11 protein-coding genes and 1 pseudogene are annotated in these 17,829 nt (G+C 42.8%); 10 read left to right on the top strand and 2 right to left on the bottom strand.

All coding sequences use genetic code 11. The features are described 5' to 3' along the window. Window positions 1-12: 12 nt before the first annotated feature. The 6 genes from AC6I1H_RS03710 (at window position 13) to AC6I1H_RS03685 (ending at window position 10,577) form a co-directional block, all read left to right on the top strand. Complete coding sequence (locus AC6I1H_RS03710; RefSeq protein WP_497739662.1) at window positions 13-2,907, top strand: S-layer homology domain-containing protein; 2,895 nt, start codon at window positions 13-15, stop codon at window positions 2,905-2,907. A 267-nt stretch (window positions 2,908-3,174) separates the two neighbouring features. Next, window positions 3,175-6,402 (top strand): SNF2-related protein, encoded by a 3,228-nt coding sequence (locus tag AC6I1H_RS03705; RefSeq protein ID WP_497739661.1) that lies wholly within the window; start codon window positions 3,175-3,177, stop codon window positions 6,400-6,402. 228 nt (window positions 6,403-6,630) lie between these two features. Continuing rightward, window positions 6,631-8,058 (top strand): sodium:solute symporter family protein, encoded by a 1,428-nt coding sequence (locus AC6I1H_RS03700; protein WP_497739660.1) that lies wholly within the window; start codon window positions 6,631-6,633, stop codon window positions 8,056-8,058. A gap of 37 nt (window positions 8,059-8,095) precedes the next feature. Then, a complete protein-coding gene (locus AC6I1H_RS03695) occupies window positions 8,096-8,380 on the top strand; it encodes a hypothetical protein (RefSeq protein WP_497739659.1) in 285 nt (94 codons plus the stop codon). Window positions 8,381-8,487: 107 nt separating this feature from the next. Next, window positions 8,488-9,624 (top strand): CoA transferase subunit A, encoded by a 1,137-nt coding sequence (locus AC6I1H_RS03690; protein ID WP_497739658.1) that lies wholly within the window; start codon window positions 8,488-8,490, stop codon window positions 9,622-9,624. Between the two features lie 80 nt (window positions 9,625-9,704). Then, window positions 9,705-10,577: a CoA-transferase subunit beta gene (locus AC6I1H_RS03685; RefSeq protein ID WP_497739657.1), complete on the top strand. Its 873-nt coding sequence runs from the start codon at window positions 9,705-9,707 to the stop codon at window positions 10,575-10,577. A 5-nt stretch (window positions 10,578-10,582) separates the two neighbouring features. On the opposite strand, the gene AC6I1H_RS03680 is transcribed toward AC6I1H_RS03685, so the two are convergent. Then, window positions 10,583-11,266, bottom strand: coding sequence for a heparan-alpha-glucosaminide N-acetyltransferase (locus AC6I1H_RS03680; protein ID WP_497739656.1), 684 nt, complete (start codon window positions 11,264-11,266; stop codon window positions 10,583-10,585). A gap of 230 nt (window positions 11,267-11,496) precedes the next feature. On the opposite strand from AC6I1H_RS03680, the gene AC6I1H_RS03675 reads away from it, so the two are divergent. From AC6I1H_RS03675 to ulaA, 3 genes are read left to right on the top strand one after another with little or no spacing between them, the layout of a single operon-like run. Next, entirely contained in the window at window positions 11,497-13,647 is a 2,151-nt protein-coding gene (locus tag AC6I1H_RS03675) for a BglG family transcription antiterminator (protein ID WP_497739655.1), read from the top strand. An 18-nt stretch (window positions 13,648-13,665) separates the two neighbouring features. Then, window positions 13,666-13,935, top strand: coding sequence for a PTS sugar transporter subunit IIB (locus AC6I1H_RS03670; protein WP_497739654.1), 270 nt, complete (start codon window positions 13,666-13,668; stop codon window positions 13,933-13,935). 16 nt (window positions 13,936-13,951) lie between these two features. Beyond that, window positions 13,952-15,250, top strand: a complete 1,299-nt coding sequence (gene ulaA / locus AC6I1H_RS03665) for a PTS ascorbate transporter subunit IIC (protein WP_497739653.1) — start codon at window positions 13,952-13,954, stop codon at window positions 15,248-15,250. A gap of 21 nt (window positions 15,251-15,271) precedes the next feature. Here ulaA and AC6I1H_RS03660 read toward each other — a convergent pair. Then, window positions 15,272-16,655 (bottom strand): annotated as a pseudogene (locus tag AC6I1H_RS03660) (IS4 family transposase). 166 nt (window positions 16,656-16,821) lie between these two features. Here AC6I1H_RS03660 and AC6I1H_RS03655 point away from each other — a divergent pair. Further along, window positions 16,822-17,814, top strand: coding sequence for a phosphotriesterase family protein (locus AC6I1H_RS03655; RefSeq protein WP_497739652.1), 993 nt, complete (start codon window positions 16,822-16,824; stop codon window positions 17,812-17,814). Window positions 17,815-17,829: the final 15 nt, after the last annotated feature.

Below are 17,829 nucleotides of genomic sequence, written 5' to 3'. Positions count from 1 at the left end.
GGAGGGAATACTTTGGCGGGGAATAATATCATTAAAATAAAAAGCTACTATTTTTTGACAATTTTCTTGATGCTGGCCCTGGCTCTGGGGGCGCTGCCCCCGGCAGTCCGGGCCACCGACTACCTGACTGCAACGGTGGCGGTGGATGGAAACAGGGTGAGTGCCGCTGGCACCACCACGCCTGACACCGATGTGACTTTGCTGGTCATTCGGACCACCGATGAGAACAAGAGCTATACGGACCAAACCCGGTCAGACGAAACGGGAGCCTTCTCCTTTTGCTTTCAGATGGAAGAGGGCACTTATCAGGCTACCTTTACCAGCAACGGCCTCACGGTGCAGCGGGACTTCACCGTGAAAAGCACCTACACTGGGACGGTCACCGTCCGGGTGGAGGGGGCGGAGGAGAACCTGCTGCCCGAGACGGCGGTTGAGATCACCATAGGGGAAACCACGCTGCTAGAGGCTATTAAGTCTGCATTTGAAAAAGCCGGAATCGCCTATGAGATGTCCAACGGCCTGATCAGCACCATTGAGGGTGAAGAGGGCTGGCAGTGGATGCTTAACGGAAAGGGGGGCCAGGCCCTGCCGTCCACCCTGCTGGCAGACGGGGACTCCATCGTGCTGGTGGACGACGCCCTGTGGGACCCCGTTTTGACTTCCCTATCACTGTCTGAAAACAGGGTGAGTGTGGGTGACAATTTTACAGTAACGCTTGAAAAGATAACAGGAGAAGGCAATTCTCCTGCCGCAAATCAATCCGTTTTTTTCAACGGAACAGAAAAGACGACCGACGCCCAGGGAAAGGCTGAATTTACGGCAACCGAGGAAGGCAATTTTTATGTAACGGCTGAAACGAAAGAAAGCCTCGTCAGGCCGGTACCGGCTTTTATTACGGTTGGCAAGCCCAGCATAATTCCCGACAACAATATAGATGTAAAAATAAGAATCGAAGGATATAAAAAGACCGTCTTCGACGACGTTGTAACGTTTGATCCGGAAAGCTACAAGGCCAGCGACGGAAAGTACAGAATTACCGACCCTGACGGTGAGGAACATGTATTTTCAAAACCCACCGTCATGCTGGCCACCATTGTGGCATGGAATAAGAAAAATATAAAAGACAATTATATAGGATACAATGACAATTACATCGCCCGAATGGCGGGGGAGGAAGAATTCGATTTTAAGAATGAACACCCCACATGCGGATGGCTTGTGAGGGTAAATAAGTATCTCATCAATCAGGGTGCCGGTGTATGGCCCATTAAAGACGGGGACACTGTAGAATGGTATTATGGAGACCTTGATTCGCATTTTGGAGAAATTGATGTTTCGCCCACGACCTTAGATCCAGGTGAGACCATTAAAGTTAAGGTTACGGGAAGGTCGAACAAGGAAGAAGACTTTGGAGGCTACGGCGAAAAGCGCGCTATTGAAGACGCCACCGTTTATGTAGGCAGCAGAGAGTATACCACCGATAAAAACGGAGAAGCGGAAATCACAATGTATACGCGGGGGACGTATGAAGTATATGCTATAAAACTAGACAAGAATTCTAAAAACGGGAATTACTATTTTCCATTAATGTCCAGGACGGAAAAAGTCGAGGTCAAAGTAACCGGATCTGCGTCCTCTTCATTAACCTTGCCGGAAGGAGTAGAAGGCTATACCTTTGAGGAACTGCAGAAACTGCTGGAAAAGGCTGGTATTATCGAATTGTCTGCAGATAAGGTAAAGGTTGAGTCGGGGAAAGCCGCCGTACATCTTGAAGCCTCGGATATTGAAAAAGCCATGGCCCAGACGGATCAAATCCTGCAGACAATGATAGAAAGAGGGCTCATTAAAAAGGAAGATGTTCGATGGCTGAAGACAAAAATTACAATTGTAGCGCCTGAAGTTGTCTGTGATGAAATCAAAATAATCATCGACAAAGAAGCTGAAAAACTGCTCAAACAAATCGATGCACTGAGGGTTAAAAGCAGCATTGCATTTTTTGAAATAACCCCGCGCACATTTGGCGAACAAGCCAATGGAAAAGAGGTTGCTCTTCTAGCCAGGCGAATAGATTATTCAAAACTTGCAGAAAAGGCGAAGGCCGTGGTGCCGCAGAATGCCCGTGTTGTTGAATTTGAAGCGCAGGTTGAATCAAATGCCTTCAATGGTTTCAATGAACCTTTGTGTGTCGGAATTCCCTGCACAGATGATTCTTCTTTAAAGGAACAATTAGCCGTATTTCTTCTCCATCTGGATGGAACGGCAGAAGCGGTGGGCGGACTTTACGACGAAGGTACCGGCATGGTGAAATTCATTGCGAATCACTTCAGCAGATATTTTGTAAAGCAGAGCGTAAAACAATTTTCGGACTTGCAAGGCGTTTTGTGGGCAAAAGATGCCGTTCAGAATCTTGCTGGCAAAGGGATCATCAAGGGGAAGAGCGAATCCATATTCGACCCCAAATCAGGCATTTCTCGTGCCGAATTTTGTGCTCTGATTTCCCGCATGATGAAATATGAACCGAACTATAATACGGTATTGCCGTTTAAAGATGTTGCCAGGAGCAGTTGGTATTACGATGCTGTCGCGGCTGCATATGAAAGCGGCCTGGTGAACGGAAAATCGGCAGATGCATTTGATCCTTCAGGGATTATTACCAGGCAGGAAATGGCAAAGATAATCGGCAATCTATTGGAGAAAAAGGGCTTTAAGCCCGGCGAAGAAAGTCAACTGGAAAGTTTCAAAGACTGGGATAAAATTGATTCCTGGGCTAAAGATGCTGCGGCGATTGTAGCAAGGGAATCTATTATGACCGGCACACCGGAAAGAAAATTTGAGCCTAAACGCCCCACAAGCCGTGCTGAAACGGCGGTTATACTGCTCAGGCTTTACAGGCTTATATTGCACTGACCGAAAAGGAGAGAAAGATTATCGAGCTCATACACAGCATGGAGTATGGTGAAGTGAACATTATACATGGGGCTTTTTTATAATAAGACAATTCATTAAACTTAGCCTCATAGCTTTGAGGCGATTTTTTTTGACACTGGAGTTTTTTTACACTATAATTGATTATGTGATTTTTGTATAAAACTAGAGCTGGCAATCTCGGACAATAAAGCGACTTTCTGCACCAAAATCATTCGGCACAGAATTTTACATATCAGGGTGGTTTTCGTGTTTACCGTAAATGAGGGTATGATTTCAGACATTGCTTCTGAAACAATAAGGCGGCGCGGGTTTGACTATTACAGGAGCGGCGCGGTAAAGAAGGTCTTTTTTGTAGACAAGAAGGTTTACGCCATAGTCAGCGGGGAAAAAGATTATCAGGTTATTTTATATACTGACGGTCAGCGCCTGCAAAGCGCCCTCTGCAATTGTCCCTATTTTATCCAGAATGAAGCAGTATGCAAACATATCGTGGCACTGCTTTATTATCTGCAGAACTCCAACTCCATAATGACGGAAAAATCAGACCCGAAACAGGAATTTATCGATAAACTGCTTCGTATGCGCGCGGATATTGAAAGTCAGGTGCTGGACGAACTACTGAGCTATGATATAAATGAAAACAAAGCTGTGGTAAACGTCGATTACGAGATAGATTTCAACGGTTATCACGACATGGATATTATTGCTGTAATGCGCATGAAAATTGGAGTGGAGCGCATGTACAGCATCAGGAATTATTATGATTTCCTTCAGGCTTATCTGCAAAAAAAACCTTATGAGTTTGGCAAACTGTTTGCTTTCAATCCCCTACTGCACGATTTTGCAGAAGAAGATAAGAGAATCCTGGATGTTTTACTGGAGCTGTATCGGCTGGAGGGCAGCATCGGGAGGTTTGTCCCGTATAATTCCAAAGTTTTCATGAAGGGAAAGAATTTAAATTTAAACATGCTCTTTTTGAAGAAAATAGCTTCAGCCATGGGCGAAAAAAGATTTACTTTATGCTTCCCTCAAAAAAACATGCAGGCCCATTTTGAGTGCAAAATTCCTTTTTCAATAGTCATGGACAGCAAAGAGGATAAAATTTCAATAAAGAGCGAAGAATTTAAAGGCTGCATCCCGCTCGACAGAAACTATAACTTTATACTAAAGGGAGATACAGTTTACATAATCGATGAAAATGATCCTGTTTATCCCATAGTAAAAGGGTTTATCAGGAAAAACAAACCGGAACTTGTTTTTTCGGATGAAGGCTTAAAAAAACTGATTCATATTCTGCCCAGCTTGGAAAAAAGCCCGAACATTGCCATTGGACGAAATTTGAACGAGTTGTATATCAAAAAGCCGCTGAAAATTCAAATGCACTTTGATAAGTATAAACAGGGCATATCGGCAAAACTGAAGTTCTTATACGGCGATCATCAAGTGGACCCGTTTGATGAAAATAGCGATGCAGCGCGGTTTATTGTCAGGGAATACGATAAAGAAAAGCATGTGCTGGAACTACTTGCGGGGTGCGGTTTTAGACGTAATAATGATATGCTGTATCTAGAAGATGATGATAGTATTTATACATTCATAAAGGATGTGGTGCCGCGCCTTGCGGAACTGGGCGATTTGTATTATTCTTCTCAAGTGAAGCACCTTTTTTCTATAAAATCCCCAAAAATAAAGTCTTCCATAAAATCGCTGGGCGGGAACCTTCTCGAGATAAATTTGGATGTATTGGGCATTGACAGGAAGACCGCGGGAGATATTCTGAAATCCATCAGAGAAAAAAAGCGCTTTTTTAAGCTCAAGAGCGGCGAAATCTTAAGCCTCGAAGATGAAAACGTAAAAAAGCTCGGAGAAATACTGAGCGATATCCCAAGAGAGGAAATAAAGGGAAATTCAATAAACATTTCCAGATACAGAATGATGGGGATAATTGGCAAATACCGGTCGGATGTCCCGCTTCTGATAGAAAATGCTGATTCATTGAACAGGGTAATAGATGACATTATTGAATCCCGAAATATGAAGATGGAACTTCCACGGGGTTTGCAGGCCAATATGAGGGAATACCAGGTGACCGGCTATAAATGGCTTGGCGTGCTGGCAAACAATGGGCTGGGAGGAATCCTGGCCGACGACATGGGCCTTGGGAAGACTCTGCAGGCGATTGCACTTTTGCTTTCGGCAAAGGAGAAAGACGCCTCCTGCCACCCGTCCCTGATTGTGGCGCCTTCCACTCTAGTATACAACTGGGAGAGCGAGATTAAAAAATTCGCGCCATCCCTGAAGACTCTTGTGGTTGCCGGGAACAAAAGCACCCGCACATCGCTTGCAGAAACAATACCAGAGTACGATGTGGTTATTACTTCGTATCCTCTGATAAGAAACGACATAGAGCTTTATGAGCGCCACAAATTTTACTGCTGCATACTGGATGAAGCGCAGCATATAAAAAATTTTGAATCGCAAAATGCAAAGAGCGTAAAAAGCATTATTTCAAAAGCAAGGCTTGCCCTGACGGGAACCCCCATGGAAAACTCACCGGCAGAACTATGGTCTATTTTTGACTTTATCATGCCGGGATATCTTTATTCTTATAAATATTTCAAGGAGAATTACCAGAAACCGATTATAGAAGGCGACAGCAAAGCCTTAAAAGAATTACGCAAGCTCATTGCTCCTTTTGTGTTGCGGAGGACAAAAAAAGAGGTGCTGAAGGAACTCCCGGAAAAGATAGAAACGACTCTAATGGTTGATATGACCCCACAGCAGAAAAAGATATACCAGGCTTACCTTATGAAAGTGAAGGAGGAATTGGAGGAGCGCATACAAGAAGAAGGCTTTGAAAACAGCAGAATGCACATTTTTTCGGCTTTATTGAGGCTCCGGCAACTATGCTGCCACCCGGGAATCTTTATAGAAAACTATAAAGGGGAAAGCGGCAAGATGGAGCTTCTGAAGGAACTGCTGGACGAGCTTTTGAGCGCCGGGCACAGGGTGCTTCTGTTTTCGCAGTTTACCTCGATGCTGGATATAATTAAGAAGACCCTGGACAAAATGGACATAAGATATACGTACCTTGACGGAAGCACTGCGGTTTCAGAAAGAAAAAAGATTATTTCGGATTTCAACAGCGGCTCAGGTGAAGTATTCCTTCTATCCCTCAAGGCCGGAGGAGTGGGATTGAACTTAACTTCTGCGGATACCGTAATACACTTTGACCCCTGGTGGAACCCCGCGGTGGAGGAGCAGGCCTCCGACAGGGCTTACAGAATCGGGCAGAAAAACAATGTGCAGATATTCCGACTTATAACAAAGGGGACAATAGAAGAAAAAATCGATGAGCTTCAGAAAAGAAAAAGGGATCTGATTGGTTCCATCATCACAGAAGGCGAAGTATTTATAAACTCCCTTACAAAAGAAGAAGTGATGGAATTGTTTAAAGCCGGAGTTGATGCGTGAAAACTTATCTGAATACTTTCTCAAGGTCTGCGGTCAACCCCTGAAACACAAAGGACTTTGCCGTTTCATGCCCCCTGAATGTAATATCAATAGATAAGCCTGTATTTTATCCGATTGATTATTTCAAAAGATTATAGTATTATAAAGAACAAAGCTATCAGACATTTTCATAATCGCAATATATTAACAACAATTTCAAATCAACTGCAACTACAAGGAGGTTAGATGATGGATTTGACGGCAGCGCATATAGCAGGCATTGCGGCAACTTTGGCAGCCATTACCGTGGTGGGGGTATATTCCGGCAGAAACATAAAAAGCAATGCAGATTTTTCCGTGGGCGGCAGAAAGGCCGGCTCTCTTGTGGTGGCTGGCATAATCATAGGGACCCTGGTGGGAGGTGCATCCACCATAGGGACTGCACAACTTGCTTTCGTATATGGTTTTTCAGCCTGCTGGTTCAATCTCGGAGCGGGCATCGGATGCCTGATACTGGGGCTGCTGTTTGCGAAGCCCCTTTATAATACAGACAAATACACTGTGCCCCAAATGCTGGCAGAGGAGTTCGGGCCGGCGGCAGGGCCCGTATCCAGCCTTTTTTCATCGCTGGGGATTTTTTTGAGCGTTGTGGCCCAGGTTCTATCGGCAGTGGCACTTCTTACGGCTATGTTCAATATGCCGCCCTTAGCAGCTGCCGCTTTTTCAATCATATTGATGGCGGCTTATGTAGGGTTCGGCGGCGTATGGGGCACCGGCCTTGTAGGAATAGCCAAACTTCTGCTCATTTATCTTTCCATGCTGGTGGGGGGCACCATTGCTTTTTCAGGAGGAGGGGGAATTTCTGGATACATGGCTGAATTGCCAGCTTTTCCCTATTTCAGCCTTTTCGGCAGGGGATTCTGGGTAGATTTTGCAGCAGGCTTTTCTCTGGTGATAGGAGTGCTGTCCACCCAAACTTATATACAGGCTGTGATTTCCGGGAAAAGTTTAAAAGAGGCGAGAGCCGGAGCGTTAATAAGCGCTGCTGTAATTCCTCCCATCGGGGTGGCTGGAACTTTCATAGGGCTTTACATGAGAATTCATTTTCCCGATATAAATCCGGCCTTGGCGTTTCCATATTTTGTGCTTAAAATCATGAATCCGTGGTTTGGAGGAATCGTGCTGGCGACTCTCCTTATAGCTACCGTTGGTGGTGGAGCTGGGTTGACCCTTGGAATCAGCACCATACTCACTAATGACATTTACGGCCGTTATATAAAAAAAGATGCAGACGATATATCCAAATTAAAATTTACCCGGTTCATGATAATGTTTGTGCTGTCGCTTACCCTAATCTTCATAATGGGAAATATTAAGTCCATGATATTGAACTGGAATTTCATGTCCATGGGGCTCAGAGGAGCGGGAATTTTTATCCCGCTGTGCGCTGCGCTTTTTTTTAAAGGCAGGGTTAATAAGAATTTTGCCATCCTGTCCATGATAATGGGGCCGCTTTCCATGCTTGCTGGTAAAAACCTATTGCCTGAAAATATCGATCCGCTCTTTCTTGGGATAGCGGTAAATTTTATTATCATTTTAATGGGTTTCGGGCGGGAAACCTTGAATAAAAGAGCATCGAAGAAAATAAGTGCTGTTGACTTCTCTCGGCAAGCTTAATTAATTATTTAAATTTTGTTCAACGGGGTGCTGACTTATGGGAAAAATAGATAAATTTATGAGCTTTATCTGGCTTCTAAATGCTCAGGTAAACAGCTTGTGCGAACCAATGCTGCTTACTCAAAAAGCCGTGCAGCAAGCAAAAGACTATGAGAATACTTTAAGGCAACTCGATAAGGAAGAAGCCGGTATTATTAAAAAAGAACTTGAAAGTTCCCTTTTTTATATCAAAGAGACGAGCAAAAAATTAAATGAGCTGGAAGATGAGATTTTTGCCATGCTGGAGAATTTGACGGAAATGATAAAGGCTGCAGCAGATTAAAACCAAGCTCTATACGGTTTTAGCTTCGATTCTTTCGGAAAGGGCATTCCTGATCGGTAATGGTTCTGGAACAGGTGAAGCAAGTCACTTGCGTTGGAGGTGTTATCTTGAATAGTGATATAAATAAAAAAGTCATGACCGCGCAGGAGGCGGTAAAACGTTTCATAAAACCCGGAACTCACATAGCCTTCGGAGGGTTTACCATTCTCCGACGCCCCATGGCTATTGCCCGGGAAATAGTCAGGCAGGGTATCGGAGAACTTTTCGTGACCATGAATGGCGGCACCCTGGTGGAAGAAATGTTGGCCGGGGCGGGGCTCATCAAATGGCTGGAAACTACATATCTGGGTCTGGAGGGCGGCATGCCGGTGGCTTATGCCATAAGGCAGGGAATTGAGACGGGCAAAATAGAGCTGGTGGAAGACTACAGCAACTGGAGCTTTGCCCAGCGAACCCTGGCTGGGAAATACGGCCTGCCGTTCATGCCTTGCATGGGTGATTTGGGAAGCGATATTTTGAATTACGACACGTTTGGGAAAGCGGGCCTCAGGGGCAGGGATGAAAATGGGGAATTCATACATCCGGGAATCCCACCAAAAAAATATGAAGTAATAGATGATCCCTTCGAGGGTTTCGGTCTGCGGCCCAGGAGATTTAATGCCGGTGAAGATACGTGCGGCAACAGGACGAACGCGTATAGGGAAGGAAAAATAAAGTCCGACAAGTACACCGGCAGAGAAGGCGTCAAAGTCCTGTTGGTGCCGCCGCTTCTGCCGGAAGTGTGTGTGATCCACGCCCAGCGGGTGGCCATTGACGGTACGGTGAGGATAGAAGGTTTAATCGGACCGGATGTGGACCAATCTTTGTGCGGCAGAATCCTTATCGTGGAATGTGAAAGAATATGTCCGCCGGAGGAACTCCGGGCGGTGCCGGAACACAATCAGATTGCGGCCCACTTCGTCCATGCCATAGTGGAGCAGCCTTTCGGGGCATATCCCAGCGCTGTTCCGAATTATTACGATTACGATTACGACTGGTTCAGGCAATATGCAAAAGAGATTAACCATCAGCCTGTGGAAAAAGTACGTGAATTCTGGCACAAGCATGTGGGAAGCACTGCCGATGAATGGGATTATTTTTACAACAAAATCGGTATGAATAAACTTTTTTCTCTAAGGACAAAACCGGAGTATCATTACAATCCAGAACTGGATAGATTTAGGACCACGCGCAAAAGCAGCTAAAAGCTGCGGCGCCGGACCATCTTGCCTGGAAACTGACTTCATGTCTGAATTACATTTTGTCTGAAAGGAGTCATCAGACAGTGACAAACGTTGATATCGGCGAATACAGAGATTATCTTGAAAAAATGGGCCTTGAAGAAGATAAATATACCAACATGGAACTTCTGGCGGTGGCCACCGCCAGGGAAATGCCAGACGGCTGCTTTGCTTTTGTAGGTACAGGCCTGCCGCTTATGGCGGCCATGCTGGCCCAGCATATGCATGCGCCTGATATGACTATCATTCTTGAAGCCGGGACCGTTGGGCCGAAGATAGAACACATCCCCCTTTCGGTGGCAGACCCCAGGGCAGCCTATCAGGCATCGACCCTATCCACCCTGGCGGATGCCTTCGGTACCATAGCAAACAGGGGCTTTTGCACTCTTGGAGTATTGGGGGCTGCAGAGTGCGACAAATATGGCAATTTGAATTCCACTTCCATCGGAGGGTACTGGCCAGCCGGAGTTTCGGGACACGGGAAAGGCCCTGAAGTTAGACTCACCGGCAGCGGTGGAGCAAATAGTATAGCATCGGTGGCAGATAAGATCATTGCCATGATGGTGCATGAAAAGCGTCGTATGCCGGAGAGTGTAGAGTATCTCACAACGCCGGCGGGAATGAGGGGCCCGAAAGGCGAGACGAGATTCGATTACGGGCTTTACCGGGGAGGAGACCTGGTAGTGATAACGGACCTTTGCAAAATGAAGCCCCATCCGGAAACGGGAATACTGTGCATGACCGAAATATATCCGGGTATAGATCCGGATTATGTAAAGGAGAACACAGGCTGGGAACTAGATGTGTCCAGAGCAAAGATCATGGATCCGCCCACGCATGAAGAATTAATGATACTTCGAATGAAGGTGGATCCCGACAGGATATATCTTGGCAGAAAGCCCAAAAGGAAAAATTGAAGGCTTTAAAAAACGTCGAGATATTTTGATATATATAGTAATACCAGTATGACCGGCTGATGGACGAGATAAATGATGAGGGAATATCGGCCCGTCTCGGACAATAGATTTGGTTTTAAATTAATGGACAGAACCCTATTTCCACGCAAATACACCAGTCTGTAAAATACGATTCCTAAAATAAACACCCCCATATATGGGAAAAGAGGATAATAATCAAGAGACGCAAAATCTTTGCCCATAAGACCCAGAGGATATAAATATGGGGAAACGACTGTAATCTTATAAAAAATATCGCCTGTTATTATAATAATTAACCCCATAAAAAGAGATATTCCGGTCTCAAGTTTTTTAAGCAGAGGAGATAACAAATAACCGGCCCCCATAAAATGTAATATGCCGAACTTTATATACATTTTTCTATCAAGCAAAAAAGTAATAAATGTGAGCAGCATGCCGAGGGCGAATATCATGAGCCCTCTTTTTGTGGTCCTTTTGCTGAAATTGGAGCTTATCCCGGCTATAAATATGAACATAAGGGCCGAAAGTTTTCCTTCGTAGTACCAGAAGCCTCTAGTAAATTCTATATCCATGCCGAAAAAATAATTCAGATTGAATACCGTATGAAAAATCATCATCAGAAGTATGGCAATTCCCCGAAAAAAGTCGATTTCGACTATCCTTTTCACAAAAACCCCCCGTTTTTGTTTCGAATCGAAATCTTAGTGCTTTTTTTCCTGGATACCATTTTATCATAATTTATATTAATAGTGTTAAAATTAATGTCACACGATTATTCAACATTATTTCAAAAGTATAATCCAATTTTGCCACAATAATCTTGAAATATGTTAGACTTTTCATAAAAGTAATACCGGTATATAATTTAAAATGAGAAGAAAGGATGGGCCGATGGAAAATGGATGAAAGGTGCGCACAACTTTTGAATACCATAATTTCGGCCGAAAAGCCTGTAAAAATCTCCAATCTTGCGGAACAATTCCGTGTATCGCCCAGGACTATCCGGTATGATCTGGACAGGATAGATGATTTTTTAATGGACAACGGTTTGCCACAATTATTAAGAAAGCCAAACTGTGGCGTGGAATTCCCCGGTTCTCCCAAATTAAAAGAAAAAGCCTTATCCCTGCTTGCCGGTATTGACAGTTATAACTATGTGCTCTCGCCTGAAGAAAGGCAAAAAATTATACTGAGCGAACTTTTTCAGGCAAAGGATTATATAACCATAGAACATCTAGCGGAAGTGCTTTGCGTCAGCCGGGGGAGCGTGATAAATGATCTGAAAAAGGTGAAGGAATGGCTTAAAGATCAGAATCTGGAACTTGAATCCTCGCCAAGGTATGGCATAAAAGTCCTGGGAAACGAAAAAGACCTCCGCCGGGCTGTCGTAAACCTCCTTACCGAAAATTTGGAAATGGAAAAGGCCCTTAATATAATAAAAGCTCCCATTCACCGACGTGTAGGTGTGGCGGTGGATCTCCAGATAAGGAAATTGTTTGAAGACCTGGATTTAATTCCTATTGAAGAAGCCGTGCGCCTGGCGGAAGAACAACTGGGGACGGTATTTTCAGATGGAGCATATTCGGGCCTTGTCATACATCTGGCTCTGGCTTTAAAGAGGATCCAGTTGGGAAAAGATATTACCATGCCGAGAGAAGAGCTATCGGGCCTCGGACTCACAAAAGAATTCGCCGTAGCGTCAAGCATGGTTAAAAGATTGGAAGAAAGTTATAATGTGAAAATTCCGACGGACGAGATAGGATATATTACCATCCACCTGCTTGGCGGCAAAGTTGCGGTATCGGAAATGTATATGAAGGAAAATTGGGCACTGCTCCAGACTCTAACCGCAAAAATCATAGAAGATATCCAGAGTAAACTTGGGATAGATTTTTCGGCGGATGACGAACTTTACAAGGGCTTAATGGAACATCTGGGGCCCACCATATACCGCTTAAAGCATGGATTGCCTTTAAAAAACCCCATTCTCGAAGAAATTAAGATAAATTATGAACACATATTTCGAGTGGTAAAAGACGGACTGAAAGCGCTGGAAAATTTCGTGGGAGCCAAAATCCCCGAAGAAGAAGCAGGTTACATCACCATCCACTTCGGCGCTGCGCTGGAGAGGTGCAAATCTTCCAGCGTCGGCATTTACAGGGTGCTGGTGGTCTGCGGCACAGGCATCGGTACGGCAAAACTGCTGTCCTCCAGATTAAAGGCGGAATTTGCAAATATTCACATAGTCGGCACCATAGCAAGCCACCAGGTTAAAGAAAAAATCTTGAATCACGATAAACATGTAGATCTCATTATATCCACGGTGCCCACTTGCTGCGACAATCTGCCTGAGATAATTGTAAATCCCCTTCTGCCGCCGGAAGACGTGGAAAAGATAAACCGGTATATAAGCCTTCATACTCCAAGAAGCTCTGAATCGGAAAAGGAAAAGGTTTTTAAGCCTTCAATGGAAGAAATCCTGGCAATTATAGAAAGATACTGCACCATCAAATCCCGCAAAGAACTTATTTCGGCCCTAGCAGAATATTTAAAATTGCCGCTACATGAATGCTCGAAGGGAGTTGTCAAGCCGGTGTTAAAAGATTTGCTGACAGAAAAGACCATAAAACTAAATGTAGAAGCGAAAAGTTGGGAAGAGGCCGTAAGAATAGGAGGTGAGATATTAGTAGAAAATGGTTTCGTGGAGCCCCGTTATGTGGATGCCATGGTCAGGACCGTCAGAGAAATGGGTCCCTACATCGTCATCGCCCCGGGCATTGCCATGCCCCATGCCCGCCCGGAAGACGGGGTAAAACAGGTCTGCATGAGTTTAATCACCCTGAAAGAGCCGGTGAACTTCGGGAATGAGGCAAATGATCCGGTGAAATTGGTAATAGAATTTGGGGCAATTGACCATAATGGGCATTTAAAAGCTTTATCGCAATTAGTGAAGTTATTGAACGACACAACTTATATTCAAGGAATTATTAGAGCTTCAGAAAAGCAACATGTGTTAGATATCATCGAAAAAAATTCTGCAGAAAATTAACATAACGGTGGTGAAAAAATGAAAATTTTAGCGGTATGTGGTTTGGGTCAGGGTACTAGCCTCATATTGAGAATGAATATTGAAAGTGTGTTGAAAAAGTTAGGTATTACTGCAGATGTAGATAATACTGATGTAAGTACAGCACTGTTTGAAAATGCAGATCTAATTATTACAAACAAAGAGTTGGCGGAAAATCTTTCAAAATCATCAATACCCGTTTTAATAGTAAAAAATTATTTTGATAAAACCGAAATCGAAAAAGTTTTGTCATCATATTTTAAAAAATAGATGGGAGGAAAGATCAATGTCTCTGGTATTGTGGTTTGCGACAAATATATTGGGGCAACCATCAATTTTAATTGGGTTGGTAGTACTTTTAGGCTTGATTTTGCAGCGGAAAAATTTTAGTCAGACCATGAGCGGTACATTTAAAGCGATAATAGGGTTTTTAATAATAAGTGGAGGCTCAGGGATTATTGTTAATGCTCTCAATGTATTCCAGCCTATGTGGAAAGAAGTGTTCGGCCTGGGAAGCCAACAATTGGGTAATTTTATAGGTCAGGCAGCATTCAATCAAAAATATGGAACAGTTATTACGCTTTCAATGGTGTTGGGATTTTTAGTAAATGTGCTGTTGGCCAAGATTACGAAATGGAATTATATATATTTGACAGGGCATATGATGTTCTGGACTGCTGTAGTTTTTTCAGGGATAATCATAAATATCGCTGGGGCAGTGCCTTCATGGAAAATGATCCTGTTTTTGTCGATTTTTTTAGGTCTTTACTGGACCATTCAACCAGCATTAGCTCAACCGATAATGAGAAAGATTACAGGCGGAGACCAGGTTGCACTTGGACATACAAGTTCGTCGGCTGCTTTGATAGGCGCCTTGCTTGGTCGAATAATTGGAAATAAAGAAAACGATGCAGAATCATTTAGAATACCTAAAGGATTTGAGTTTTTAAGAGATTCAAATGTAATGATAGCTTTAATCATGGGGCTGCTGTACGTTATAGGTTCAATTTTGCTTTTAGTTAGACAGAAAACACCTGGAATTGAAGAGCTATTAAAAGCAGCAGGCGATCAAAATTTTGTTGTATTTTCATTCATTCAAGCTCTCCAATTTGCTGCAGGCATTGCCATAGTTTTATTTGGAGTTAGAATGTTGATTGGTGAAATTGTACCGGCTTTTAAGGGTATTGCTGACACGATTGTGCCGAATGCAAAGCCTGCTCTTGACTGCCCTATCGTATATCCTTATGCTCCAACTGCTTCTATACTGGGATTTGTAGGAGCTTTTGCCGGGTCTTTGCTATGGCTTTTAATAATAGGGAAAACTGTCGGGTATGTTTTTGTACCTACGATGATAGTGTTGTTTTTCCATTCTGCGACTGCAGGCGTATTTGGAAATGCAACAGGTGGTATCCGAGGAGCGTTGATTGCCGGATTTATTACAGCAACTATAGTGGCATGGGGACAATATTATATGGTGACATATCTGATTAATAGCACAATACCGGATACGGCTATGTGGGCTGCAGATTCGGACATGTTTATTCTTGGCCCGATTGTAGCCCTGCTGAGCAAGTTATTTTTCTAATTCTAATTTATATTTATTAACTCAACTTTCGCAGGAACAAAGTGCCAACTTTTCCTTAAGGAAAGTGGGCAGACAAGACATAAAATAATCTAAAAACTCACTGATTGCTTCCTTTGAAAGCACGAGCTTTTCACGCAAAGCAGTCTTAAGAGCATCAATCAATAGCTGCAAAGCTTCCATGAACTTTATATCCTGAAGCTCATCACAGAAGTAATAGAACAAGCCTCCTATAGTCCGCAAATCCTTGTTATTGCGGTTTTCAACAGCCAGCATTATGTACCTTGCAAAAACAATAGTAGTATGGGCAACAATGGAATCATAAGAACGCCCCTGAAACTCTTTTGCAAGACTAAGGTAAGACTTGCATATCTTGAAAAATATCTCAATATCCCAGCGCTTGCCATATATCCTTATGATTTCTTCATCAGAAAGCGTTGTATCTGTAGAAATAATGGCAAGCCAGTTGCGAGATCTGTTGCGATCCCTTACAAATACAATCTTTGCAAGAACTTCATTACCATCATTGTCAGTGCCGATACCAACTACAACTGATGAAAGTATCTTTGCCTTACCGCGTTTTTTTCTTACGCAAGAATATATAGACTGAAGGCTCATTCTTTTGCCTTGAAAACTGTAATAAATTTTCTTCATGTTCTTAACCATGGCTATGACGTGGAGGTTTAATCCGAGGATCTTCAACAATATGCTTGGGTAAGTAAACCAGCTATCAAACAGCACATATTTTGCAGGGATGTTATTCTCCACTGCCTGTTTTAGCAGGTCTATCATGGCATCGGTTTCTTTCGCGAGTGAAGAAATTCGGCGCTTGTAGCCTATGCTCCTTTTATCAATTTCACTGTTCATAGGTTGCAACCTGTTTTCAGAAGTTTGTGCACTCAAGAGGTTGAATCCGAGCGGGATGAAGGTATTTCCATCAGACCATCCAAGGGTGAGAAGTCTGAATCCCTTAACGTATTTTTGTGCCACATGGTCTCTTACTCTGGCTAAAAGTTCGACAACCTTGCTTCTATTCCTACTGTATATAGAATCGTCTATTATTAGGACATTGACACGATGTCAAACATACCAACTTGCTGCGGATTATGGATGATGCCAGCAACATAAGAAACTTCTGCCAGTTATAATATATAGAGTTCAGGAATCTATATATGACATCCTTGGCAAAGGGCAAATTGGAATTTTGCGACTCCAGAATCCTGTAAAGATTCTTACCGGAGAATACAAGAGTGAACAGGAACTTGAAAACAGCATAGCATGAAATTCCCTTTTCCTTATAGAAATTGCTCTGTTTTAGTAGGAACCCTATGCGATTTTCTTTTAAAAAATTGTCGACAGTTGAGGAAAAGCGGTTTTCATTTTCGTTATAATGTGATATAATGGACATTGCAAGGATCTTCCTTTCTTGTGTATTTTGTCCAATTCCATTATATCACAAAAAGGAAGCTCCTTGCATTTTTGTTTGCTTATTTTTATTGATTTATCAAGGTTTGTAGTTATAGTTTGATCTGCGAAACTTGAGTTATTAAATTAAAATTAAGGAATGATTTATAATGAGTTTTATTCGCACTTTTGATGGTGATATTAATCCCGAAAAAATTGGATTGACGTATTCTCATGAACATATAGTCTGTATTCCACCTTATTGGAAAGAAAAAGAGGAAGAAGATTTGCTTTTGGATGATGAAAATAAGTCGTTGCAGGATGTAATAGATTTCAAAGAAGCAGGCGGAGATACCATAGTAGATGCTACGGCCGTAGATTATGGAAGAGAAGTGGAATCAGTAAAAAGAATATCCGAAAAAAGCAGAGTTAAAATTATAGGGACTGCAGGATTTAACAAAGGCTTTCTCTGGAGTGCAAAACTCAAAGATAATGTAAGACAAATTGTAGGTAATTATGAAACTTATGGTGAATGGATTGAAAATGCCACTGTAGAAGAACTGGCAGAATATGTTATAAGTGAAATCGAAGAAGGTCTCGAGGGCACAAAAGTTCGTGCAGGGCAATTGAAGTGCGGGACAGGATATAACTCAATTTCTCCTCTGGAAATAAAAACATTTAAAGCAATTGCAATAGCTCATAAAGAGACAAAAGCCCCTATTCATTGTCATACAGAAGCGGGTACTATGGCACTTGAACAAATCGAATTGTTTAAAAATGAAGGAATAAACCTGGAATATGTCTCTTTCGGTCATATGGACAGAAATTTGGATCCTTATTATCACGTCCAGATTGCAAAAACCGGTGCCTTCTTGTGTTTTGACGGCATAGGAAAAATTAAATATGGACCGGAAAGTGATCGTATTAATGAGATTATCTTTTTAGTAAAACAAGGATTTAAAGATCAAATCTTAATTAGCGGTGATATGGCGAGAAAAAGTTATTACAAACATTACAAATATGGATTGGGCCTGGATTTTATAATAAAAAAATGGATACCAAGATTTATAGACGAGGCCGACCAGGCCGGTCTCGACGGGCCGGCTTTAATAAAAGATTTTTTTGTCAATAATCCCCGGCGCTGTTTTGCATTTAAAATATAATTTAGGTGATACGGA

Source organism: Biomaibacter sp. TOL (assembly GCF_059717795.1).
This window is presented reverse-complemented; position numbering and strand designations above follow the sequence as displayed.

What these genes read in the sequence shown, in the direction of transcription:
- AC6I1H_RS03655 (WP_497739652.1), top strand. Translation starts at nt 16,822, where the DNA reads ATGAGTTTTATTCGCACTTTTGATGGTGATATTAATCCCGAAAAAATT.
- AC6I1H_RS03695 (WP_497739659.1), top strand. Translation starts at nt 8,096, where the DNA reads ATGGGAAAAATAGATAAATTTATGAGCTTTATCTGGCTTCTAAATGCT.
- AC6I1H_RS03670 (WP_497739654.1), top strand. Translation starts at nt 13,666, where the DNA reads ATGAAAATTTTAGCGGTATGTGGTTTGGGTCAGGGTACTAGCCTCATA.
- ulaA (WP_497739653.1), top strand. Translation starts at nt 13,952, where the DNA reads ATGTCTCTGGTATTGTGGTTTGCGACAAATATATTGGGGCAACCATCA.
- AC6I1H_RS03675 (WP_497739655.1), top strand. Translation starts at nt 11,497, where the DNA reads ATGGATGAAAGGTGCGCACAACTTTTGAATACCATAATTTCGGCCGAA.
- AC6I1H_RS03700 (WP_497739660.1), top strand. Translation starts at nt 6,631, where the DNA reads ATGGATTTGACGGCAGCGCATATAGCAGGCATTGCGGCAACTTTGGCA.